The organism is Flavobacterium chryseum (genome assembly GCF_004362015.1).
Taxonomy (GTDB): domain Bacteria; phylum Bacteroidota; class Bacteroidia; order Flavobacteriales; family Flavobacteriaceae; genus Flavobacterium.
Genome location: NZ_SNWW01000006.1, coordinates 286,213 through 311,674, shown reverse-complemented (window position 1 = coordinate 311,674; position 25,462 = coordinate 286,213). Strand labels below are relative to the sequence as shown.

The following is a 25,462-nucleotide window of genomic DNA, read 5'->3' as shown; positions in this document are numbered from 1 at the left end:
CCTTGTAAAAATACAATTTAGAATTTTAACCTACTCGTATTTTTCATCAATTGAAATTATTCTAAATAAGGATATGGTGTGAATTTTATAACTATTTGTCAGATAAGATTGTTAAATTTGTTAGGATGACTTAGATTGATTTGCTAATTTAATATAGATAGAATGGCTGCTAAAAGAACAATCACAAATAAAGTAACAGAGGACGATTCGAATTCTCGTCGTGACTTTATAAAAAAATCAGGACTTTTTACCGCTCTCGCCTTTACACCGCCTTCTTTGGTGATGGCTTCAGAGAATAAATGGGACGAAAAAATCGCTGAATATTTAGAAACAGTTCCGCTTTCTATAGAAATAAATGGCACAAAACACAATCTCAATGTAGAGCCAAGAACTACGTTGCTAGATTTACTTAGAGAAAATTTGCAGCTAACAGGAACTAAAAAAGGCTGTGATCACGGTCAGTGTGGTGCTTGCACAGTTCATGTAAATGGAACCAGAGTCTTATCATGTTTAACTTTGGCATCAATGCAGCAAAACGCACAGATTACTACAATCGAAGGATTATCCAAAGGAAAAAAACTACATCCAATGCAGGAAGCTTTCATTAAAAATGATGGTTTTCAATGCGGATATTGTACACCCGGACAAATTATGTCGGGAATTGCCTGTATTAAAGAAGGGCACGCCAACAGCAGAGAAGAAATTAAAGAATATATGAGCGGAAATATCTGTAGATGTGGAGCTTATCATAATATTGTTGATGCTATTACTGAAGTTAAGGAAGGAGGGAAGGAATTATGAAAAACTTTCAAATAATTAGAGCATTATCATCCGGTTCAGCCGTTTCGAGTATGGGCAAAGAAAGTTCAGCCATGTTTATCGCCGGCGGAACAAACCTTGTCGATTTGATGAAAAAAAATGTCGTTGCTCCGGACAAACTGGTTGATATTACAAATTTAGATTTAAAGAAAATCGAATTCCTGACCGGAAAAGTTTCTATAGGTGCATTGGCAAAAAACAGTCAGGTTGCAGAAGATGCGACCATAAAAGAAAAACATCCTTTGCTGGCTTTGGCATTAGCCGCCGGAGCTTCTCAGCAAATACGACATATGGCAACCGTTGGCGGCAATATGCTGCAAAGAACACGTTGCCCGTATTTTTATAATACCGATATGCCCTGCAACAAACGCGTTCCTAAAAGTGGCTGCGGAGCAATTGGAGGCTCCAACAGAATGCATGCCATCTTTGGTGCATCTGATAGTTGTATCGCCGTTCACCCGAGCGATATGTGCGTGGCACTTGCTGCATTAGACACAACTGTTTTAGTAGAAGGTCCGAAAGGAAAAAGACAAATTAAATTTACAGATTTTCATCGTCTGCCGGGAAATACGCCTGAAAAAGACAATACTCTTGAAAATAAAGAACTTATAACTTCAATCGAAATTGCAGATAATAATTTCAACAAAAATGTGCATTATCTAAAAGTTCGTGACCGAAGCAGTTATGCCTTTGCATTAATCTCTGTAGCCGTTGCTTTAGATATTAAAAACAACACGATAAACAATGCTAGACTTGCAATGGGCGGCGTGGCCCACAAACCCTGGCGACTAACAGAAGCAGAAGAATTTTTGAAAGGAAAAACAGTTTCTGAAACCGTTTTTAAACAAGCGGCAGACTTGGCTATGAAAGGCGCAAAAAGTTATGGTGACAATGATTTTAAATTGAAACTGGGACCCAACGCTATCAAAGAAGCATTAACCATAGCAGCATCTAAATAATTCGATTATGAGCAAGACAAGTAATATAAACAGAGTTGACGGATTTGCTAAAGTAACAGGTTCTGCAACATATTCTGCTGAGTATAAAACGCCTGGTGTGGTTTATGCCTGTTTGGTAGGAAGTACAATTGCAAAAGGAAGAATTAAATCGATCGATACCAAAAAAGCCGAATGGGCGCCGGGAGTATTAGCCGTAATTACACATCTTAATGTAGATAAACCGGCCGGATACGAAAAGGCAAAAGATAAACGCAATTTTGGTCAGCCGCTTCAGGTTTTTAAAGATGATAGTGTGTTGTATTATGATCAGCCAATTGCGCTTGTAATCGCGGATACGTTTGAAAGAATGCAATATGCAGCAAGTCTCATTAAAGCCGAATATTTAAAAGAAGAACATACCACCGATCTTAATAAGGCGAAAGACAAAGAGAAAAAAATAGATACTGATAAAGGCAATGATTACCACAGAGGTATTCAGGATGGTTATAAAAATGCAGAGGTTGTTTTAGAAGAAGAATATAAAATTCCGACAGAAGTTCATAACCCAATGGAGTTGGCAAATATTATTGCAAAATGGGAGGGAAACAAACCGAGTTTATTTACCAAAAGTCAGGGTGTAGAAGGAACTCGTAAAAGTGTGGCAGGTGTTTTTGGAATTCCTGTAGAAGATGTTTCGGTAAATTCTGAATATCTTGGTGGTGCTTTTGGAATGGGATTGCATACCTGGCCTTACGAAATTGCAGCACTTATTGGAGCCAAAAAACTAAACCGTCCAGTAAAACTGGTTTTGCATAGAGAACAAATGTTCACCAATGTTGGTTTTCGACCTTATACGATTCAAAAAATGGGTCTGGGTGCCACAAAAGATGGTAAACTTACCGGATTAACACACGAAGCAGTTGCCATGACTTCTAGCTATGAAGATTTTATGGAAGGAACTGTAAACATGTCGCGATTTATTTACAATTGTGATAATGTTTCTACAAGATACAGAATTGTTCCTTTAGATACTTGTACACCAATCTGGATGCGCGGTCCGGGCGAAGCGACTGGTTCTTTTGCCTTAGAAAGTGCCATGGATGAATTGGCCCATAAATTAGATATGGACCCGATTGAATTTCGTAAACGTAATTATGCCGAAAAAGATCTGGAACAAAACAAGCCCTGGAGCAGTAAATATCTTTTAGATTGTTACGAAGCGGGAATGGAACGTATTGGCTGGAAAAACCGAAACAATAAACCAGGAACCGTTAAAGAAGGTGATTGGCTTGTAGGGTACGGAATGGGAACTGGAACTTTTGGTTCATACCGAAATACAAGTACTGTAAAAGCTAAATTTTTAGTAGACGGAACACTGGTTTTACAATGCAGTGTTAATGATATGGGTCCGGGAACGGCAACTATGATGACAGCAATTGGAGCTGAAATAACCGGAATTCCTGCTGAAAAGGTGGTTATCGAAATGGGTAAAAGCGGATTACCAAAAGGTCCAACGCAAGGTGGTTCCGCAACAACTTCATCTGTAGGTTCTGCAGTTCATGATGCCTGTAATTTGTTGATCAGTAAAGCGCTTGGGCTTGCATCAGAAAATCAAAATTTTAAAAATATCCCAGTTACAGATTTAACTTTTGCTAACGGGACAATTACTTCTTCAAAAAATAGCGGTAAAACGGTTTCTTTAATTTCATTATTAAACGATAATAAACTAGAAGAACTGGCTGTAGAAAAAGAATCAAAAGGAACGGAAGAAGCTAAAAAGTATTCGATTTATTCGTTCTCAGTTCATTTTGTAAAAGTATTGGTGAATCAGAATTTAGGTAAAATCAGAATTGCTCATGTAGTTTCCTGCGCTGATATTGGAACTGTAATTAACCAAAAAACTTCGGCCGGACAAATGTTTGGCGGAGCCGTTGGCGGAATCGGAATGGGATTAATGGAAGCCTTAGAAATTGACCATCGTTTCGGTCGTCCGATCAATAATAATTTTGCTGATTATCATGTTCCGGTAAATGCCGATATTGAAAAACAGGAAGTATTTTTCGTCAATAAAAAAGACCCAATAAGCAACCCAATGGGAACAAAAGGACTTGGAGAAACCGCTTTGGTTGGAATGGCACCCGCAATCGCAAATGCCGTTTTTAACGCCACAGGAAAACGCGTAAGAGACTTACCAATTACTTTAGATAAAATACTGTAGAAATTAATTGTTAATTGTTAATTATAAATTATAAATTATAAATTATAAATTATAAATTATAAATTATAATTCTCACCTAGCCATCAACCATTAACAATCAACCATTAACCATTAACAATTAATTTTTAAATGCCGGTAAAATATATTTCTGAATCAATTCGTCGCTTGATGATTGTGAGTTATAATTTCCACCGGTAATAACAGTTATCATATTTTGATCTTCCCAAACATAAATTTTCTGGCCTCCGTTTCCCTGGGCGACTTTCCCTTCAAAACGAACGCCGTTGACTTCAAGATATTTTAACCACCATAAATACCCATAATTAACGCCTTGTACAACAGAATGTTTGGTAAAAGATTCTTGTACCCAATTTTTAGAAATAACCTGTTTTCCGTTCCAAGTACCTTTATTTAGATAAAGCAAACCTAATTTTGCCATGTCTCTGGAATTTAAATAAAGTTGACAAAAAGTTTCAGCGCTTGAAGCATCGGGTTTAAAATTCCATTTAAAATTAGTTATTCCAAGATCTTTAAAAAGAGTTTGTTTTGCAAAATCGGGCAGAGTCATTTTTGTTGCTCTTTCAATAATTTTACCCATTACAATTGGATTTCCGGAGCAATACATTCCGTTTCCGCCCGGAATTGCAATCATTGGTAAATCGAGCGTATATTGAATCCAGTCGGCAGAATTATTCATAGCCGTTTCATTTCCTTCTGTTTTCGGATTGCTTACATCACAATCCAATCCACTTTCATTAGATAATAAATCTTCAATTGTGATTTCTCTTTTATCATCAGAAAGATGTTTAAAAGTATAATCCTTAAAATAAGAAAGAACAGTTTCATCCTTACTTTTAATCAAGCCTTTATCAATAGCGATTCCCGCAAGGGCAGAAACAAAGCTTTTTGTTGCAGAGCGAAGTTCGTGTAATTTGGTTTTGTTGTATTCATAAAAATACTCTTCGAATACTAGCTTGCCATCTTTAATGATTAAAACACTGTGAACGTTTGGATAAGAGCCATTTACAATTTTCTGCATCATCTCATTCAATAGTGCTTTATCTAATCCGGAATTGTCTAGCGTGCCCGTTGCTAAACCATCAAGCGGATCTTTTTTGGGAGGAACATAAACATACTTAAAATCTTTCGTAACATTAAGCCTTGGATACCACATTTCCTTAGGAAAAACGACCTTTTTATTTAGTAAATTAAAAGTATTTCCTTCTGAAGAATAGCCCGTAATTGCTCCCGTATTATTTCTCAAAAATGTCACATTTTCTTTTGACATATTTTGAAAAACATCCTTTTCAGTAGGTTTTAAAGGATATTTACTCTCATTTATTATGGCATATAACAGCGTATCTTTTGGAGAAGCAGCTATTTTAAGTGTGGTTTTATTGGTGTATTCGTAACTGCCTTCATACTCTTTTAGCTGTTCATAAGTAATCTTATTTTTTTGTTGGGTATGTCCAAAATAAGCAGACAATAAAAATAATAGTAGTAAATATTCCTTTTTCATAGTTTTGAATTGAATGTGGTTTACAGGTTAGCTCATTTAATTATTTTAATGCAAAGTGCGCAAGGTTTTTATATAAATGCAAAATTCACAAGTCATTTTCTATGATTTCAAAAATCTAAAATTGAAATTATCCAATTGACTCAGATAAGTTTATAAATAAAAATGAGACACTAATTTATTAAAATTAATGTCTCATTTTTATTTGAACTGTAAAATAATTATTTTCTTGTAATAATAACAGCATCAGCTCTTTAGATTACTAGAAAAACCATCTTAAATTATTTTTATTATTTTTTATAGTTAAATTATATTTGAAAGAAAAATATTATAAAAATATTACTATTTTTGAACTGAGAAATCTACTTTGATAATTGATTAATAAGTTTTTAAATTACTTTATAAATATGAAAAATGCTTCTAACTCTATATTTGTTTTGTTTTTCATAACAATTAGTTGTCAAAATAATACCGGAATCGAAAAAGAAACAGCAGCTCTTTTAGAACCAGATCTATATAGAAAAACAGAAGCGATTCAGGAAAAATTGACAAGTAATATGGATTCTGAAATATATTTAAGACATTCTTTTCTGACTGAAATTTCCAACAAAAATTATGGTATAAATATACATCAAGCTCCTGCTTTAAAAAGTAATAATTACTTCAAATATTCTTTTATGACTGGAGATACACTTCCTCTTGGATCAGGAAGAAATTCAAATGCTAATAATTACCTGTACTTACAAAAGGTAAACAAAAACAGCTCTAAAATTGCATCTGGCAAAAACTCTAATACTGAAATTTACAGTGTAATCGTGATTAGAGACAATAAAATAATTTCAACTTTAGAAATTGATTTAAAAAATAAAGAATTACTAAGTCAATTAGATGTAAGAAAAGATGATGTTGTTAACCTTAAAAGAAAAGATATTTCTAATAAGAATACTACATGGAAATCATATCGTATTACCGGAAATGGTAAAATGGTTGAACTACAATAATTTTAACTCAATTCTTAAAAAGAAAAAAGGATGAGTATTGGCTCATCCTTTTTTTCTTTTATAAATAAATATTATTTAATAGTAATCGGAACTTCAACAGATGTTTTATCCCAACCAATAACTAAATTAGCTACATTATCTTTTGAAGTAAAAGCAATCGATAAAGCTTCAACCGGAGTTGCCAGGACTTTAACGGGAACGGTAATTTTTACCAAATCTTTGCTTTCGTCATAAGCATAACCTCCCCATAAATCAAGTTCTTTATTGATAATGATGGTCCATTTGTCTTTTTCCGGAATAGCAAATAAACTGTAAGTTCCTGCAGGAACCGCAACACCATTTATAGTAGCTGGTTTATAGAATTTGATTTCTGTATTTTCATTTGCACCAACTCTCCAAACCTCACCGTACTTAATTAAATCTCCAAAAATAACACGTCCTTTTGCAGAAGGTCTGGAGTAAATAACCTTAATAGATGGCGATGGCGTATCTGTTTTTTTGAATTTAACAGCTTTATTTGGGAAATAGGCAATATCAACCGGACTGGCATCAAGAGGCGCAAATTTTACTTCCTGTGCTTGAACTGAAAAGGCAGCAAATAAAACAACTGCCAGTAAACTAAATTTTTTCATAAGATTAATTTATTTTAGATTACTACAAAGTAAGAGAATAACAAAGAGAAATCATACAATTTTTATTCTTTTTTCTTTTTTTCATACCAACTTTGCATGATATAAAAAGCTTTCTTTTTAGCACCGTCATTTGAGATAAGCCCTTTACGGTTATATTCGTCCTGAATTCCCGGTAAAAGCCGTCTTGGAGATCTGAAATCAACCAAAATCCACGGACTTAAACCACTAAGATGAGGTATTTTTTCGATCATTTTTAAATTTTGGATGTACAAGTATTCCTGAAATTCTTCTGTCCAGCGCTCGTTTTTTTCTCCATGAAAACCTTGTTTGGCATCGCCTCCAAATTCAGAAACGATAACAGGTTTGTTGTATTTGGTTTTCCAGAAGATTTTTTCAGCATCTTCAAGTTTACCGCCATACCATCCTAAATATTGATTGAAAGAAATAATGTCCAGATATTCTCCAATGGCATCATTGATAGTCCCAAATCCGTCAGCACCGCTTTGTGTTAACAATGCAGCACTTATTAATCGTGTATTATCCAAAGATTTTGTATGATCGACTAAACTTTTAATAAAACTATTTCTTGCATCAGAAATTGGCGTTTCATTCGCCATCGACCAGATAATAATACAAGCTCTGTTTTTATCTCGGGTAACAGCAGCCGTTAATTGGTCTTCGGCATTTTGATACGTACTTTTATTGGTAAATTCAACCGTCCAATACACCGGAATTTCTTCCCAAACCATTAATCCCATTTTATCAGCCGTTCTGATAATGTTTTCATTATGCGGATAATGAGCCAGACGAACATAATTACAACCTAGTTCTTTTGCCCAGTTTAACAATCGTAAGGCATCTTCTTCAGAATTTGCGCGTCCGCCTTTTGCGTTTTCTTCGTGAATCGAAATTCCTCTTAAAAAGATTGGTTTTCCGTTTAATAAAATTTTGTCTTCCTTCGTTTCAATTGTTCTGAAACCAATATTATCTTTTAATTTTTGTCCGTTATAATCGATTGTAACATCATATAATTTCGGATTTTCCGGAGACCAATATGAGATTTTTTTGGCGGGAATTTCAAAGTTTAAAATTCCGTCAGCGCCTATTTTTCCTTTTAAATTTATTTTTAATTCCGGAATCGAAATTGAAACCTGATTTTGAGTTGCATCAGGATTATTGATTTTAACAAAACCTGAAATTAAAGCTGCATTATTCTTTTTAAGCTGAATATTATAATCTTCTATAAACGAAGCTTCTTCTTCAATTAAAGTTACATCGCGCGTGATTCCGCCGTAATTCCACCAATCCATATTAATTGTCGGAACATCTTCTTTATGTCTGGTGTTGTCAACTTTAATAACTAAATAGTTGTCTTTTGGTTTTACAATCGATGTAACTTCATAATTGAATGGTGTAAAACCACCAACATGAGTTCCGAGTTTTTTCCCGTTTAAATAAACATCAGCTTTGTAATTGATCGCGCCCAAATAAAGAAAAAGACGTTTTTTGGCTGCTAAATTATAGTCGAAAGATTTCTTGAACCAAATATTTCCTTCGTAATACTTAAGCTCCGGAATTTGAGAAGTAAAATCGCCCGGAATATTAATTTTTGGCGATTTATCAAAATCATATTCTACTAATTCCTGTTTGTTTACAGCGTGATAATTATTGAAATAAGCAGCATTTGAAGGTTTTGCCTGTTTGTCGTATTCATCGTGGTGGAAGCTGTAATAACCCGTTTCATAAGGATCAACAATATAATTCCAAACACCGTTTAAGGATGTTGTATTTCGGTTTGGAATGTTTGAAATTAGGTTTTGCGCCTGTACAAGAAATGAAAATGTTACGAGCAAAAATGTTATTATTTTTTTCATTTTTTAAATGTTTGTTTATTTTAATGCGTTGTAATTTTTTCACGCAGATTTTATTTGAAGTCTAGTATGTGTCATTTCGACGAAGGAGAAATCACATGTGCTGAATCACGCATACTTATCATAATGTGGTTGCTTCGTTCCTCGCAATGACATTTATTGTGGAGTTACGTTCGTTGCTCTCTGGATGTGATTTTTCCTCCGTCGAAATGACACAAAATGAGAATAAAAATCTGCTTAAATCTTTTTAAAATCTGCGTGAACCAAAAATATTAATTAGCAATCTTCAAATATTCCCCCTTAAAACTCTGGTTTAAAGCCGTCATTTCAATTGGTGCATTCGAACCATCCGGAATAACTTCAATCGAAGCTTTTCCGTTTGCCATTTTTATTGATTCGCTTCCTGTTGGCGTTCCCTGACTTTTCATGGTTTTACCACCTTTCAGACATTGAAAATAAACACTTTCTTCATAATCGAGGCAACGCAAATTATTGTTATCAATAGCAATTGCCGTTACCAGATAATGACCGTTTTTTAGTTTTTCTGCAGATAATTGTAACGAAGTTGCCGTATCATTTTTGTTGAAACGATAGTTTACTTTTAATGTATCTGAAACTGTTTTTCCGTTTTTCGTTTGTCCAATCGCAACCAGTTTATTTTCTCCTTTTGTAAAATTAACATCCCAAGTTAAGCCATTTGCGGGATATAGAGAAAGATTTTTTTGTTTTTCTCCAAGCGATTTCCCTTCATGATACAACGTAACTTTCTCGCAATTGCTAAAAACATTGATGGTTCTTGGCGTATTTTCAGGACCTTGGCGTTCTGTCCAGGTATGCGATTCGATGTAGGCAAAAGGCTCTTTGCCCCAATAACTTTTAAAAACATAATAAGCATCTTTCGGATTTCCGTTTCTGTCCACAAGTCCTTTTTGGTTCATGTACGGAATATCATCTTCGGGGCGCAATGGCGTTGCAAAATCCTTAAACGCCCATTGAACATTGCCTACAAATGTTGGATCGTTCTCAGATATATGCAAATGCCAATCGAATAAATCGACGATGTAGTTTTCGCTCCAGTCGCCAATTTGAGCCACATTTGCAACTTTAGTTTGCACAATTGCTTCTTCCCAGCCTTCGGCTTTTATAACGCCTTCGCCTGTAACCGGATTTTCGCTATGACGCCCCACATGACTATCGCCGCCATATTCGGCATGAATAAAATGTTTGTACTCTTTTTTGTAAACGTCAATGGCTTTTTGATAGCTTTTATAACTTCCTGAATACCAGCCAGACCAGATAGAAGGAGAGAAGACATCAACAATTTGCGAGCCTTCATAATATTTTCTAATCGCTGTTTTTCGGGTTGGATCAAGTTTGTGGGCGATGTTGTTTAATTCAGTTAAAAATACATTTGTTCTTTCGGTATTATCGCCATTAGGAAAATCGGGTAACCAGTTCATTTCATTTCCTAAAGACCAAATAATAATACTCGGATGATTGTAATTTTGATTGATAATTTCCGCCAGCATATTTTTAGTATTCGTTTGCCAAAGTTCATCACCAATTCCACCTCGGCACCACGGCAACTCATCCCAAACCAATAAACCAAGTTCGTCACAAGCTTTATAAACTTCAGGATCTTGCGGATAATGCGCGAGACGAACAAAATTCGCACCCATTTTTTTAATCGATTCCATATCGGCGCGATGTTGTGCATTGCTCATGGCGGCACCAACTCCGGCTTGTTCTTCATGGCGATGTGTACCGCGAATAAGCAATCTTTTTCCGTTAAGGTAAAACGGACCGTGATCTTTAAACTCAAACCATCTAAAACCTATTTTTTCAGAAACACTGTCTTTGATTTGATTTTTCTCTGATAAAATAGCAGAAACCGAATATAAATTCGGATTATCAGTATCCCAAAGTTCAGGATTTTTGATATTTTCGAAAGTTATAGTTGAAGTTTTATCTGAAACTGAAATCGTTTTGCTCGCTACTTTTTTTCCTTTCGGATTTTTAAGCATCACCGTTAACGATAAATCCTTAGAATTTTCAGGATTTACTATCGACGAAATAATTTGTACCGAAGCATTTTTTGCCGAAACTTCAGGCGTTGTAATTTTCAGATTATCAATATGATTTTTGTATTGAGAGACTAACCAGACATCTCTTGTAATTCCGCCATAAATAAAGAAATCACTTTTTTGCGACGGAATTATTTCGATGTCATAGCTATTATCAACGCGCACAAAAATGTCGTTGTTTCCTTCTTTTATAAAATTCGTTACATCGATCGTAAAGCCAATATAACCGCCAATATGTCCGCCGGCTTCTTTACCGTTTACGTATACTTTTGTGGTTACATTCGATCCTTCAAAATATAAAGAATAATGACGGTTTTTATCTATTTTGGGAATATTCAGTTTTTTTTGATACCAGCTTGCATCGCGCCTGTAACCCGGATTTAAATCGGTTGCATCTTCGGCGTTCCAGGTGTGCGGTAAATTTAAGGAAATCCAGTTTGAGGCTTTTTGAGCATCATTTAGATTCGATGTATTATTTTCTAAATACAGCCAGTTTTCATTGATATTCATCTTTGTCTGAGCAAAACTGCTGCTAAGACAAAGCTGAAAAAAAACTAGGAGTGCAAATTTAGAAATTGGTTTACAGTATAATATGTTTTTCATAAAAAGGTTCAAAGGTTCAAAGGTTCAAAGGCTCAAAGGCTCAAAGTTTATCAGGTTCAAAGGTTCAGAGGCTCAAAGGCTGAACACCTTTGTCGCTTTGCACCTTTGCTACTTTCTTCTCAATAATGCTTCCAGAAAATAATAATCAGCGTAGATGATTGGCTCGTCGATTTCGTCATGTTTTGGCCAGTTTCCGGTGCTGTGATCTAAAATAAAAGGCGCTTTTACAGTGTCACTTAAAATATATCGGTCAGAGCTTAATGAGTTGATTATTTTATCGGCGAAAGCCAAATAACTTTTATTTTTTGTATAACCGTAAAGTTCATACAAAGCAGAAGCCATAACGGTTGCAGCAGAAACATCACGTGGCGAATTTGGAATACTCGGATCTTTAAAATCCCAATATGGGATCCCATCCCCAGGAAGATTTTTATTATTGATAAAAAAATTTGCAGTTGCTTCAGCTTGTTTTAAATAGGCCGGATCTTTGGTGTAGCGATACGACATCGTAAAACCATAAACGGCCCAGCCTTGTCCGCGCGCCCAAACCGAATCATCGTTATATCCCTGAAGTGTTGTTTTCTTGCGAACTGTTCCGGTTATAGGATCATAATCAATAACATGATAACAACTGTTGTCTTCTCTAAACTGATTTTTTAAAGTGGTATTGGCGTGTTGAATGGCAATGTTTTCATACTTTTTATTGCCGGATAATTTACTGGCTTCAAAAAGCAATTCAAGGTTCATCATATTGTCAATTATCACCGGATAATCCCAAATTTCCTTATTGAAATCCCAGGATCTTATGGCGCCAACTTTGGCGTTAAAACGGGTACATAAAGTTTCGGCACCTTTAATAATCACGTCTTTGTATTCTTGTTTGTTTTCCACTTTTAGCGCTTCTCCAAAACTGCAAAACACTTTGAACCCAACATCATGTGAATTATTATTAACGTTTTCTTTTTTGCTAAAAGGCGTCCATTTTTCTGCCTGTTTTTTATAGTTTTCGTTGCCTGTAAGTCGGTACAATTGCCATAAGTTTCCAGCAAAGAATCCGCTTGTCCAGTCTCTCGATGGCACTTTTTTAATTAGATTGGTTTTAAGGGTCATGCTTCTCGGCATCGACATCGAATCTACAGGATAATCGAGCAGCATTTTGTATCGATTTTCAAGAAGATTTTCTGCGCTTGCTGATGCAGCTTTTGTCGGAGAATTAATTCCGGATTTGCACGCTGTCCCAAGCAGTGCAAACCCAAGAACTAAACAAATGAAACTAACTTTATTCATACTATTAATTAATTTTTTTTTTAGCTTCTAAACTAAATTTTAGACGCGGATGAAACGGATTCGCTATCGTGAAGACACAGAAAAGAACCGATTTTTAACAAAGTTTTAAAAAAATCTGCGAAAATCAGCGTTTTCGCGATAGCGAATCCGTTTCATCTGCGTTCAATTATAATTCAGTTAAATTAATACCCAGGATTATTCGGTTTTAAATTTGGATTGATCGCCAACTCAGTTCCAGGCAATGGGAATAAATAATCTTTGTTTGGATCAAAAGTGTGCGGTTCAAAGCCAGTTGGTCCAAATACTTCTGGTCCGTTTTTCAACCTTTTAATGTCATACCATCTGATGTATTCAAAAGCTAATTCTAAACGTCTTTCATTAATAACCATCTTTTTAAAATCTGCCTGAGACAAACCTGGCGTGACATTGGCAGGAAACGAAACTTGCTTTCCGGCTTTGTTTCTCGCTCTGGCGCGAACTCGGTTTACATAACCATCGGCTTCTAAGGTTCCCGGTGTAATTTCATTTAATGCTTCTGCAGCTGTCAATAAAACTTCGGCATAACGCATGGTGATGTAATTGTGTTGAGAAGTTCTTCCGTTTGCTCCGGCTTTTCCTGGAAAACGATAGTATTTGGCAATATGCGGTCTTGGTGCTTTTTCGTTATCGCTTGATGGAAAAACCTGCAAAGCTCCACCCGGACCGGTTTTCTTTCTGATGATCGTATCAAAACTTACCGCTCTTCTGTAATCTCTTTGGTCCCAGTCGTTAAACACTTTCAGAGATGGCACAGCTACAGAAAACCCCTGACCATAGCTGTAGCTATCATCTTTTAAAGAACCTGTAAAAAACGCTGTATAATCCTGACCGTAATTTCCTGAAACCAGGTTGTTAAAGTCAATCGTAAACAAAGGTTCTTTTAATGTTGCCGCTTTTGTAGCGTTGAATAAATCCTGAAAATCAGCATCTAAGCCTAAACCAAATTTGGCTTCGTTTGTAATTACATATTTAGCTTCGTCATAAGCTTTTTGATAATTTCCTAAGGTCAAATAAACAGAAGCTAAATAACCTGCAGCGGTACCTTTTCCCGGAACTGCTTTTACTTTTGGTTTGTCTTCCAGCCATTGTTTTGCAAATTCTAAATCGGCGATAATTTTTGGATAAACATCAGCTTCTTTCATTCTGCTCAAAGAATTTACCTGAGAAACGTCGTTAACTACAAAATCAACATACGGAATATCTCCAAAAATTCGAACCAAATGATAGTAGGTAAAAGCTCTTGCGAAATGAGCCTGAGCTACAATTGCGTTTACTTTTGCAGGATCTCCGGGCGTTCTTTTAGCACCTTCAATCGCTTGGTTTGCTGCTGTAATAATGATATACGATTGCGGCCAAAAGTTTGCCACAAGTGCGTTGGTATCATTCATATTCATATCGTTTACATCAATACGTGCTGCCTGAGTGGTTCTGTCACCAATATCGGCCATGTCGTCGCGTAACATCAATGCAATTGTAAATTCACGTCCCCAATAATTATTGTGGGCAATGTTGGCAAAACTCCCGTTTACAGCGGCTTGTAAGTCATCTGTATTGTTAAAAAAGTTGTCAGGACTAATAACTCCCACCGGATGTTCTTCAAGATCAGAGCATCCAAAAGCGAATATTCCCAAGCAAAATAAGGCTATATATTTTTTCATAATATTATTTTTAGGTATTGTGTGTATAATTTTAACACATAGGAACATAGCTTTTAGCAACGCTAAATAAGGCGTTTCACTTGCATTAATAATCATAGCATTTTGCGTATGGCTATGTGTGAAAACTAGTTTTTATAATTTCTTCCTTTGGACAAAGAAAAATCTATGTTTCTATGTGTTTAATATTATTTAGACTAGAATTTTAAATTAAAACCAAAAGTGAAGGTTTTTACATTTGGATAACTTCCGTAATCTAAACCTAAATTGGTATTACTTCTGGCGTTGGTATCATTCAGGTAATTTACCTCAGGATCAGATCCCGGATAATCTGTAATCGTCCAAAGGTTTTGAGCACTGATGTAAAAACGAACTTTGCTCAATCCAATTTTAGACACTACTTTTTCATCTAAACTATATCCGATAGAAATGTTTTTTAGACGGATATAACTTGCATCATAAACAAATCTTGACGAAACTCTTTTGGTTCTTGCCGCATTAATTGGCACATTAGTATCCGTATTTGTTGGTGTCCATGCATCTAAAACTTCTGTAGTTGCATTGTTGTTTCCAGACGCCAATTCCATCAAAGTATAGTTTAAGATTTGATTGCCTTCTGAACCCTGAAAGAAGATATTCAAGTCGATATTTTTATACGTGAAATCATTGTTGAATCCGAAGATAAAATCAGGATTTGGGTTTCCGATAAGTGTTTTATCGTTAGAATCCAGTTTTCCGTCACCGTTTACGTCTTTGAATTTTTCTCCACCTGCAATAGTTTCAAAGTTACCCGGAAGAGCCGTTTCACCTTGTTGAATTACACCATCATAAATAAATCCGAAGAAAGAACCAACCGGCTCACCAACTCTTAAAATTTGAGAATCTGTAGCAAGGAAATGTCCTGGCGTAGAGTTAATTATAAGGTCTTTGTTATCGGCTAATTTTAATACTTTATTCTTGTTTGAAGAAATATTGAAGTTCGTAGACCACGTAAAATCGGGACCGGTAAAGTTTTTAGTACTAATACCCAATTCCCAACCTTTGTTTTCTAATTCTCCAACGTTTTGAAGCTGAGAACCAATTCCTGAAATTTGAGGCAACGGTCTGTTGAACAATAAATCTTTGGTAATAGTTTTATAATAATCTGCTGTAATGCTGATTCTGTTATCAAATAAACCTAAATCAATTCCGTAATCTTGCTGGTATGAAGTTTCCCATTTCAAATTAGGATTATTCAAAGAAGTCAACTGAACTGCGTTTACAATAACGTCACCGCTCACATCATAAATTTCAGAGAATCTCGATAAAGTAGAGTAGGCGCCAATCGATGGATTTCCTGTTGCTCCGTAACTCGCTCTCAGTTTAAGATTTGAAACTGTTTTGCTGTCTTTTAAGAAATTTTCTTTGCTAATATTCCAGCCAATTGCTCCCGATGGGAAAGTTCCGTATTTGTAGTTTTTACTAAAACTTGAAGAACCGTCACGACGTGCTGTAAACGTTAGTAAATATTTATCATCATAATCAAAGTTTAACCTTCCGAAAGCAGATATTAATTCTGTTTCAGATAAATTCGAATCCGGTTTTAAAAATACAGTTCCTGCTCCCAAATTACGATACGAGTTCGTGTTGGTCAAAAATCCTCTTGAAGCCGCATAAGAGCTTTCGTTTTTGTTTTTTTGATACGAATAACCACCCAGAAGCGTTAAAATTCCTTTTTCGATAATTTCTTTTTTATACGTCAGATAATTTTCTGTAAGGAAAGAAGAAAATCTGGTGTTGTTTACAGAAGCTTCTCCTTTGATATTTTTTCCTGCAATTAAAGTTGACGGAATAAATCTTCCGGTTTGCGAATTATTATCTGTTAATCCTAAAGTAGTTTTAAAATCAAGGTCTTTCGTAATTTTATATTGAGCAAAAAAATTCGATCTGTGTACAATAGAAACCGTCTCTAAAACATTTTCCATTGCTGTTGCGTACGGATTATCGATATCATCTCCAATAGGAGCCGTTGATGTATAACTTCCATCAGCATTATAAATTCCTTTGTCCGGCATAAAACGATAGGCAGCAGCAATTACACCCGCAGCACCAGTTCCTCCGGCGCCAGTCTGGCTGATAATTCCTTCTTTGTTTTGTTTACTTTGAAATAAATTCAAGCCCACTTTAAATCTGTCTGATAAATCAGCTTCAAGATTACTTACAATCGTGTATTTATCGATTCCTGAATTGATAACAACACCATTTTGGTTAAAGTAATTTCCTGAAACATAATATTTAATGGCATCAGAACCGCCGGAAAATGATAATGAAGTATTCGAAATCATTCCTTCGCGATAAATTACATCCTGCCAGTCTGTGTTAGCACCGGCAGAAGTATGCGTTGTAAAACTTTTTCTGTACGCCACAAACTGATCTGCATCTAATAAATCAAGTTTATTGTTTACCGATTGTACCGAAGTTGAATTACTGAACTCAATAACCGGTTTTCCGGGCTTTCCTTTTTTGGTCGTAACCATGATAACCCCGTTTGAACCTCTTGATCCGTAAATAGCCGTTGCCGAAGCATCTTTTAAAATCTCGATAGAGGCAATATCCTGAGGCTGTGGCATAGAAGCTCCTGCGAAACCATCTACAACAATAAGCGCATCTCCGCTCGCATTGATCGACGTTCCTCCACGAACCCTGATTTTTATCGGAGCGCCTGGTTCACCACCATTATTAGATTGTACAGATACACCCGCAGCACGGCCTTGCAAAGCCTGTTCTGCACTTAATGTTGGATAAGCGGTTAATTCTTTTGCTGTTACCGAAGATACAGATCCCGTAATATCACTCTTTTTACGCGTTCCGTAACCTACCACAATTACTTCTTCAAGTGCTTTTGTGTCCGGTTTTAAACTTACATTGACAACTGTTTTGCTTCCCAACGGAATTTCAACAGTTTGATATCCTACAAAGTTGAAGACTAAAACAGCATTTTTTTCTGAAACTATAACAGTATAATTTCCATCCATATCCGCAGATGCTCCAACAGAAGATCCTTTGATATAAACATTGGCGCCCGGAAGCCCAAGTGAATCTTCGCTTGAAGTTATTTTTCCGGTGACTTTTTTGTCCTGTGCATTTACAACAATATTTACGAGTACAAAAAGTACCAGAAAATACCATTTAAGCGATTTAATTTTGAGGTTTGTAAACATTCATTTTTTGGTTTTAAGTTAATGTTAGATAAAGTAGAAAAGCAATAAACTCATTCCGATGATCAGCATGACAAATAGAATTTGCAGCAACATGAATTTTGTTTTTCTGATTTTCATATCGCAAATGTATACGGCGCAAACGATATAGAAATACAAAAAAGGGTATCTAAAAATACAGATACCCTTTTTTAAGCCTTATAAATAGAGGATTTTTATAATACGGAGGTAGATTTAGAAAATTTGTCAGCAAATTGTGACGGCGTTTCTCCGTATCTTTTTTGGAAACATTTGCTAAAGTATTTCGGGTTGTTAAAACCAACTTTATAACTTACTTCAGCAATATTAAGTTTGTTTTGTTCTAATAATTGAGCAGCACGTTTTAATCGTATTTCATGAATAAATTCGTTGGGCGTATAATTCGTCCACGCTTTTATTTTTAAGAATAACATCGTTCGGCTTACACCCAATTCTGAACAGAAAAACGGAATATCGAATTGTTCGTTTGATATATTTTCTTCAACAATTTTAAATGCTTTTTTCAATAATTCTTCATCAAGAGATGAAACGGTGATTTCTGAAGGAACAAAATTGTCTTCGCTTGAGAATTTGGCTTTTAATCTTTCGGTTGAATTCAGCAGATTTTTAACCCGAAGTTTAAATTCAGTTAAATTGAAAGGTTTACTGATATAATCATCAGCGCCGCTTTCGAGTCCTTCAAATTTATAAACCAGAGAAGATCTCGAAGTCAGCAGAATAACCGGAATATGACTTGTTTTTAAATTCTCTTTGATTTTAGAACAAAGCTCGGTTCCAACCATTTCAGGCATAATAACATCGCTGATAATTAAGTTGGGAACATGTTGCAATGCTTTTTCAAAAGCTATTTTTCCGTTTTCGGCTTCAATAATATTGTATTCTTTTTTGAGTAAATTTTTCATGAAAGATCTCAAAACCTTATGATCTTCGACAATAAGAATCGTTTGCTTCTCAGCATTTACCACAAAGTCATCAATATCTTCGTGTTCTGTTATTTCTGCCGTTTCCAGTTGAGCTGTATATTGCGCAATATCGTCGCTTATTTTAAAATCGGGAATAATTTCATCATCCAGAAGATGTGCTCTGCCCAACGGAAGTGCGACTTTAAAGACAACGCCGCCTGTTTTTTTATTCGTTACATCAATTGTTCCTTTATGCAGCTTTACAATGTTTTTTACGATTGATAAACCAATTCCGGTTCCTTTATTGTAGTTTTTCTGAACATTATTATGAAGCGGAACTTCAAAAAACAAATCGAAAATTTTATCAATATGTTCCTCTGAAATGCCAACTCCTGAATCTTCAACGGCAATAAAAAGATTTTCGTGATCGTGATTTATTTTAATGTTGATGTTTCCGCCTTTTGGTGTATAACGAAAAGCATTCGAAATCAAATTATAAAAAACACGTTCCAGTTTATAGCGGTCAAAGTACACCAGAATTTCTTCTTCAGAAGTTTCAAAAGTATACGTGTAGCCGCCGTCTTTGGCATATTCAATAAAAGACAAGAAGATTTCTTTCGTAAACTTTACGATATTTCCGTTGGCTGATTCCAGTTTAACCTGATCATTTTCGAGTTTTCTAAAATCCATTAAACGATTAATCAAACTCAAAAGATGATTGGCGCTTCCTTCAATAACCAACAGCTTTTTATACATTTCATTCGTTCCGTTATAATCGGCCAGAATTTGTTGTAACGGTCCTAAAATCAAAGTTAAAGGCGTTCTGAATTCATGCGAAATATTCGTGAAAAAGTCCAGTTTTGCGCGGTTGTTTTCTTCGATACGTTTGGTTTCCAGATATTCCAGTTCTAGTTTTTGTTTCAGTCTGGCTTTCGATTTCATAATCCAGATCAAACCGTATAAGCCTAAACCAATCACAATTCCGTAAAACAAAAATGCCCAAATACTGCGCCAGGGAGCGGGCTTTACAACAACGGTTAAGGTCGTTGGAACTTTGTTCCAAACCCCATCATTATTAGCACCTCGAACTTCAAAAATGTAAGTTCCCGGATTTTGAATGGCATAAATAGCTTCTGAATTTTTGGTGGTTGTCCAGTTGTTTTCCAATCCCGTTAAGCGATAACTGTATTGATTATTTTTAGACCGAATGTAATTTGGAATTGCAAAATTAATCGAGAAATTAGCCTTGTCATAATCAAGCGTAATGGTTTTGGTGTAACCAATACTTTTTTCGAGAATTTCAGCCGCATCATTTGGATTAACGGTTTCATTTTTGATTTTCAAATCGGTTATTAAAACCTGAGGTGCGTATTGGTTAAGGGAAATTTTTCTGGCATCAAAAAAGGTAGCTCCAGACGGACTTCCGAAATAGAATTTATTCGAATCAAGTTTTAAAGCCGCATTATCATTAAATTCATTACTCGCCAATCCGTCTTTTTGATCGTAAATAACAATTGTTTTTCTGAGTGTACTGTATTTTATAATGCCCTGATTAGTACTGATCCAAAGGTTTTTATCATCATCTTCTAAAATAGAATGAATGGATGTAATAACAGTATTTCCAATTTTAAGATTGATTTTATTGAATTTTTTTCCATCAAAATAATGCAGCCCTTTTGCTTTTGTACCCACCCAAATTTTATTTTGAGAATCCTGAAACAAGGTCAAAATATCATCGCCGGATAAAGCCGCAGCATCAAAAAAGAAATGTTTTATGGCATATTTATTTGAAGAAAAATTATTTAACGCAATAAGATTCAGTCCGTTTTGAGTGCCAACCCAAAGCCTTTTTTGTTTGTCGACTAAAATCGTACGGATAATATTATTGGTTAAAAAGTTAGGTTTCGTATTATCAAATCCAATAATTTGAAACGTATTCGAAATCGTGTTGTAACGAATCAAACCTTTGCTGAAAGTACCAATCCATAAAATCCCGTTTCCTTCTGTTTTGATAGAATAAACGCCGGTTTCTTTTAGATATTCGTTTAATTCGGGTGCAATGCGATGGTCTTCAATTCTTTTTGAAACCGTATTATAAGCCGAAATTCCTTTAGAAAAAGTCCCCAGCCACAAAATGTGATCTTCGGCAAGACACATCGATTTAATATCATTTTTGTTTTTCTGACCGGTTTTACTGTTGATGTAACTTGTTGCTTCCGTATTTTGATTGTAAATCGTAATTCCGCCGCCTTCCGTCCCAAAATAAATAGTATGGTTTTTATCGGCAATAATCGAACTCACCACATCAAAACTCATCGGAATCTTTTTAGAATTTTGATTGTAATTCGAAAAATTGACATTCGAAACATCCCAAATATTCACGCCTTTGTAGTAACAGCCAATCCAAACCGAACCTTTTTTATCAATAAAAACCGATTTTACCTTATCAATTCCGTTGCTATTGTTGCTGTTATTTATTTTTTCAAGGCTTTTATCTTTACCCAAGATATAGATTCCGTCATAAGCGCCAATCCACAAAGAACCTTCGCTGTCAATCGCCAAAGAACGAATATCAGGGTTGATTTCTCGATATTTTTCAGCCGATAAAAAAGAAACAAACTTATTGGTTATTTTATCGAATTTTAAAAGTCCAACATTTTTCGTTCCAATCCATAAATTCCCCTGAGCATCTTCAGCAATTGCCTGAACATTTAAAAGGGTAGTAGCATTTAAAGGATAATTTTTAAAAGTAAACTTGCCGTTTTTTCTGCTTGTTAATAAACACAAACCTTTCGTAGTTCCAATCCAGATTTCGCCTTTTTTGGTTTTTAAAATGCTTAAAATATTATTGCTCGGCAGGGTAGAAGTATCCGTTTCAGAATGAAAAGTCGAAGTAAATTGTGCTGTTTTCTTGTTATAAATTGTTAATCCTTTTGAAGTTCCAAACCACATTTCATTGCCAATTTCCTTAATGCACCAAATCGCATTGCTGCTTATCGTATGATTGGTTTTGGTGTGTAAATATCTTTTAAAAGTGTTCGCTACAGGATCGTAACAATTTAATCCGTTGTAAGTTCCAACCCATATTTTCCCGGAATTATCTTCTTCAATAGCCAGAATATCATTGTTGCTAATTGAGGATTTATTCGCAATATCATTTCTAAAAATCGTAAATCTACTGCCGTCATATTTGTTGAGACCGTCGCGCGTACCAAACCACATTTGCCCAAATTTATCCTGATGAATAGCAATAACAGAACTCTGCGAAAGTCCGTCAGTAGTCGAGATATTTTTAAGACGGTATTTATTTTGGGAAAATACATTCACCGAAATAAATATGATTAAGAGAAAAGCTATTTTATGTTTCATAGCATTTATTTTTTAGGTTCAAAGGAACAAAGGTTCAGAGGCACAAAGGCACAAACAAAGAAAAACTTTGCATCTTTGTGCCTCTGAGCCTTTGAACCTATTTTAAGCGCTTCTTTAATTGATACTCATACAACGACGGAATTTTTTCCATTGATGTATTCAGAAGTTCAATATATGGCTCAGGTTCGTATTTAACTTCGAATTTTGCATTTCCATTTACAGCAATAATTCTTGCAAATGGCCCGTCTTTCATTCCGTATAATAAAACAGGTTTATCAGAAGGATTAGAAACCTGAACATTCAGATTCCAAAAAGTACTGAATGGTCCGTGTGAAGGTTTCCAATACTCCGCACCGCCGCCGCCAAATAATAAATAAGCATTGTTTTTATCCGGGGTTATGTGCACCGTAATATTATCAAATAAATTTTGATGATTTGCTCCCGAATGCTGGTCCAGAAGCGGATCTGCAAAGATTTCGCAATTTTGATATACGTTTTTAGTTGCAAAAGTGTTGAAACTCAAAGGATGAACCGTTTTGTTGTAAATTTTGAGATTCTTAACCAAAACATTGTGCACACCGCCTAAAGTTACGGTATAATGCGCAATATGAGTTCCATCGGTTATGATATCCTGAACGGTAACATTTGAAATTTCTTCCGCCAGAATTCCGCTATCCGAGTTTGTGATCGTTACATCTTTGACCCAACTATTAAAAACACGCGTTAAAAATATCGCATTATTTCCTGGTTCTACGTGATGCGCGACTCTTGGAATATCAGGAAATGTAAAACGAATATGTTCGATTCCAACTTCGTTTAAATGTTTCCATTCGACCAATTGGGCCTGATAACTTGGTTTAATCGAAATAGTCAAAGGCGTTTTGATGGTTATTTTTGAACCTGCAATTTTAGTAATTTCCACTTGTTGTCTAACGATGGGAAGTTTTGGAAAATTCCAGTGATGAGAACCCGGTTTTACATTGGCACCTTTGTATAAATCCTTTATAATTTCGCCGTTTTCACCATCTTTATTAAATAATTGTAATTCGACTATATCGCCAACTTTCAAATCTTTTACTTCTGAAACAGTAATGACGTGTTCGCCCATATTTCCCGAACTAACTTTAGCCAAAAAACTTGGCGTAGGTTCGTATTTATCTAAATAAGATTTTACACGTTCACCCGGAATTTGCGTCCATATAAATCCGCCTGACCATGCATATTGCGAAAAAGGCAAATCGATATTGTTTTCCGTTTCGCGTTGTCTTTTATCAAACGAGGTTAAATATTCGCGAAGTTCTGCCAACGATTCAGGATTTTTAAGATACATCATCGGTCTCGGGCAATAAATTTCGGTTCCATTTTCACCGGAACCTGCACCGCGAAGTACAAAATTGCTTCTTTCGATATATAAAACATCACTTAGAATAATGCGTCCCGCAGGCAATTGCAAAATCACATTTCCCTGCGTTTCATTTGCTGCTTTTACTGCTTTTAGCAAAGCTTTAGAATCATCTAAACCATCATTTGCTTTTACACCAAAATCGGTAACGTTAATAATTTTTCCTTGAGATTCAGGAAGATTTGTTTCTCCAAAATGATAACCGGCGTAACTAAAATCCGGCAAGTAATTTGTTTTTGAATCGGTAAGTATTTTTGGAGTTTGTTGTCCCAGTATAATACTATTTACAAAGAGGCTGCAACAAATAATAAGGGTTTGACGATTCATGGTTTGTGGTTATTTGTGGTTAGTTAGTTTTTGGTTTTGCCACGAAGGCACTAAGGCACGAGGATTTTTTAAGCCACAGATTAAAAGATTTTGTTTCACGCAGATTCTGCAGATTAGAGCAGATTTAATTTTATTTTTTTTGGAGATAAATAATCTGCGCGTATCTGCTTAAATCTTTTTAAAATCTGCGTGAAACAAAAAAAAATGTGCCTTAGTGCCTTTGCGGCAAAACCTTTTATAAAGATCTCTTAATCCCTAATTCAAGCCCGCGTAATTCAGCTAAACCTCTTAAACGGCCAATGGCAGAATAACCCGGATTTGTTTTTTTATTTAAATCATCCAGCATCTGATGCCCGTGATCCGGACGCATTGGCAATACTGTATTGTTTCTTTTTTCGACTTCAAGAATGGCTTTTACAACTTCGTACATGTCGACATTCCCTTCTAGATGATTGGCTTCGTAAAAACTTCCTTCTTCATCTCGTTGCGTACTTCTTAAATGAATAAAGTTCATTTTATCGCCGTGACGTCTTACAATTCCCGGTAAATCATTATCAGCTCTTACGCCGTATGAACCTGTACACATCGTAAATCCGTTCGATTTTGAGTTGTACGCCGCCATCAATTCTATTAAATCTTCTTCGGTACTTACGACTCTTGGTAAACCTAAAATCGGGTAGGGCGGATCGTCAGGATGAATTGCCATTAAAACGCCTTTACTTTCTGCAACCGGAATAATTTGTTTTAAAAAGAAGAACAGATTTTCTTTTAAAGTTTGTCTGTCAATATGATTATAACCACTTAAAGTGACCAGAAAATCTTCAACAGAGTACGCTTCTTCGGCACCCGGAAGTCCGGCCAGAATATTTTGCTGAAGTTTTACTTTATCAGCATCGTCCATGGCGTTAAAGTATTTCGAGGCCTTTTCTATTTGTATCGATGTGTATTCTTTTTCAGCTCCGGGTCTTTTCAAAATAAACATTTCAAAAGCTGCAAACGCATTAATATCAAAACGCAATGCTTTCGAACCGTCTTCAACTTCAAAAGATAAATCGGTTCTTGACCAGTCTAAAACAGGCATGAAATTATAGCAAATACATTTGATGCCGCACAAAGCCAGATTCCGAATGCTTTCTTTATAATTTTCAATGTATTGCAGGTATTTTCCGGATTGTTTTTTAATGTCTTCATGAACCGGAATACTTTCTACAACCGACCAGATTAAACCCGATGTACCTTTTTTTGGATTACCGTTTTCATGCTCAATCTCTACTTTTCTTTTAATGATTTCTTCAATAGTCCAAACTTCGCCATTCGGAATATGATGTAATGCTGTTACGATTCCGGTAGCGCCGGTTTGCTTAATGTCTTGTAAAGAAACCGGATCGTTGGGGCCGAACCATCTTAACGTTTGTTCCATTTTTATGTGTTTTTGTGTTGCTTTCCTGCAAGGTTTTCAAAACCTTGTAGGTATAATTAGTAATGTTTTAAGGAGCTATTTCCCGCTATCCGCTGCAATCTTTTATGCCGAACCCCGGCACAAAAGGATTTCCACTCCTATCG

The 25,462-nt window shown here is 35.5% G+C and carries 14 protein-coding genes; 4 read left to right on the top strand and 10 right to left on the bottom strand.

The genetic code is table 11. The annotated features are described in order from the left end of the window. Positions 1-162: 162 nt before the first annotated feature. Genes EV143_RS13785 through EV143_RS13775 form a run of 3 tightly spaced genes read left to right on the top strand, consistent with a single transcriptional unit; the run spans position 163 to position 3,975 of the window. Positions 163-801 (top strand): (2Fe-2S)-binding protein, encoded by a 639-nt coding sequence (locus EV143_RS13785; RefSeq protein ID WP_133508519.1) that lies wholly within the window; start codon positions 163-165, stop codon positions 799-801. Beyond that, positions 798-1,778: an FAD binding domain-containing protein gene (locus EV143_RS13780; RefSeq protein WP_133508518.1), complete on the top strand. Its 981-nt coding sequence runs from the start codon at positions 798-800 to the stop codon at positions 1,776-1,778. The genes EV143_RS13785 and EV143_RS13780 overlap by 4 nt, the downstream gene beginning before the upstream one ends. 7 nt (positions 1,779-1,785) lie before the next feature. Further along, positions 1,786-3,975, top strand: a complete 2,190-nt coding sequence (locus tag EV143_RS13775) for a xanthine dehydrogenase family protein molybdopterin-binding subunit (protein ID WP_133508517.1) — start codon at positions 1,786-1,788, stop codon at positions 3,973-3,975. A 118-nt stretch (positions 3,976-4,093) separates the two neighbouring features. On the opposite strand, the gene EV143_RS13770 is transcribed toward EV143_RS13775, so the two are convergent. Beyond that, complete coding sequence (locus tag EV143_RS13770) at positions 4,094-5,494, bottom strand: serine hydrolase domain-containing protein (RefSeq protein WP_133508516.1); 1,401 nt, start codon at positions 5,492-5,494, stop codon at positions 4,094-4,096. A 404-nt stretch (positions 5,495-5,898) separates the two neighbouring features. On the opposite strand from EV143_RS13770, the gene EV143_RS13765 reads away from it, so the two are divergent. After that, positions 5,899-6,492: a hypothetical protein gene (locus EV143_RS13765; protein WP_133508515.1), complete on the top strand. Its 594-nt coding sequence runs from the start codon at positions 5,899-5,901 to the stop codon at positions 6,490-6,492. A gap of 71 nt (positions 6,493-6,563) precedes the next feature. On the opposite strand, the gene EV143_RS13760 is transcribed toward EV143_RS13765, so the two are convergent. The 9 genes from EV143_RS13760 to uxuA form a co-directional block, all read right to left on the bottom strand. Continuing rightward, positions 6,564-7,124, bottom strand: a complete 561-nt coding sequence (locus EV143_RS13760) for a DUF2911 domain-containing protein (RefSeq protein WP_133508514.1) — start codon at positions 7,122-7,124, stop codon at positions 6,564-6,566. Between the two features lie 62 nt (positions 7,125-7,186). Then, positions 7,187-8,998, bottom strand: coding sequence for a glycoside hydrolase family 2 protein (locus EV143_RS13755; RefSeq protein ID WP_133508513.1), 1,812 nt, complete (start codon positions 8,996-8,998; stop codon positions 7,187-7,189). Between the two features lie 269 nt (positions 8,999-9,267). Continuing rightward, entirely contained in the window at positions 9,268-11,589 is a 2,322-nt protein-coding gene (locus EV143_RS13750; RefSeq protein WP_243739873.1) for a glycoside hydrolase family 2 protein, read from the bottom strand. 201 nt (positions 11,590-11,790) lie between these two features. After that, entirely contained in the window at positions 11,791-12,969 is a 1,179-nt protein-coding gene (locus EV143_RS13745; protein WP_133508511.1) for a glycoside hydrolase family 88 protein, read from the bottom strand. Between the two features lie 182 nt (positions 12,970-13,151). Next, positions 13,152-14,666, bottom strand: a complete 1,515-nt coding sequence (locus EV143_RS13740) for a RagB/SusD family nutrient uptake outer membrane protein (protein WP_133508510.1) — start codon at positions 14,664-14,666, stop codon at positions 13,152-13,154. Positions 14,667-14,860: 194 nt separating this feature from the next. Then, the gene (locus EV143_RS13735) at positions 14,861-17,863 is read right to left on the bottom strand and encodes a SusC/RagA family TonB-linked outer membrane protein (RefSeq protein ID WP_133508509.1); all 3,003 of its coding nucleotides are present in this window, start codon (positions 17,861-17,863) and stop codon (positions 14,861-14,863) included. 212 nt (positions 17,864-18,075) lie between these two features. Then, the gene (locus tag EV143_RS13730; RefSeq protein ID WP_133508508.1) at positions 18,076-22,170 is read right to left on the bottom strand and encodes a hybrid sensor histidine kinase/response regulator transcription factor; all 4,095 of its coding nucleotides are present in this window, start codon (positions 22,168-22,170) and stop codon (positions 18,076-18,078) included. Positions 22,171-22,267: 97 nt separating this feature from the next. After that, entirely contained in the window at positions 22,268-23,899 is a 1,632-nt protein-coding gene (locus EV143_RS13725; RefSeq protein ID WP_133508507.1) for a glycosyl hydrolase family 28-related protein, read from the bottom strand. A gap of 235 nt (positions 23,900-24,134) precedes the next feature. Beyond that, complete coding sequence (gene uxuA, locus EV143_RS13720) at positions 24,135-25,319, bottom strand: mannonate dehydratase (protein WP_133508506.1); 1,185 nt, start codon at positions 25,317-25,319, stop codon at positions 24,135-24,137. Positions 25,320-25,462 lie beyond the last annotated feature (143 nt).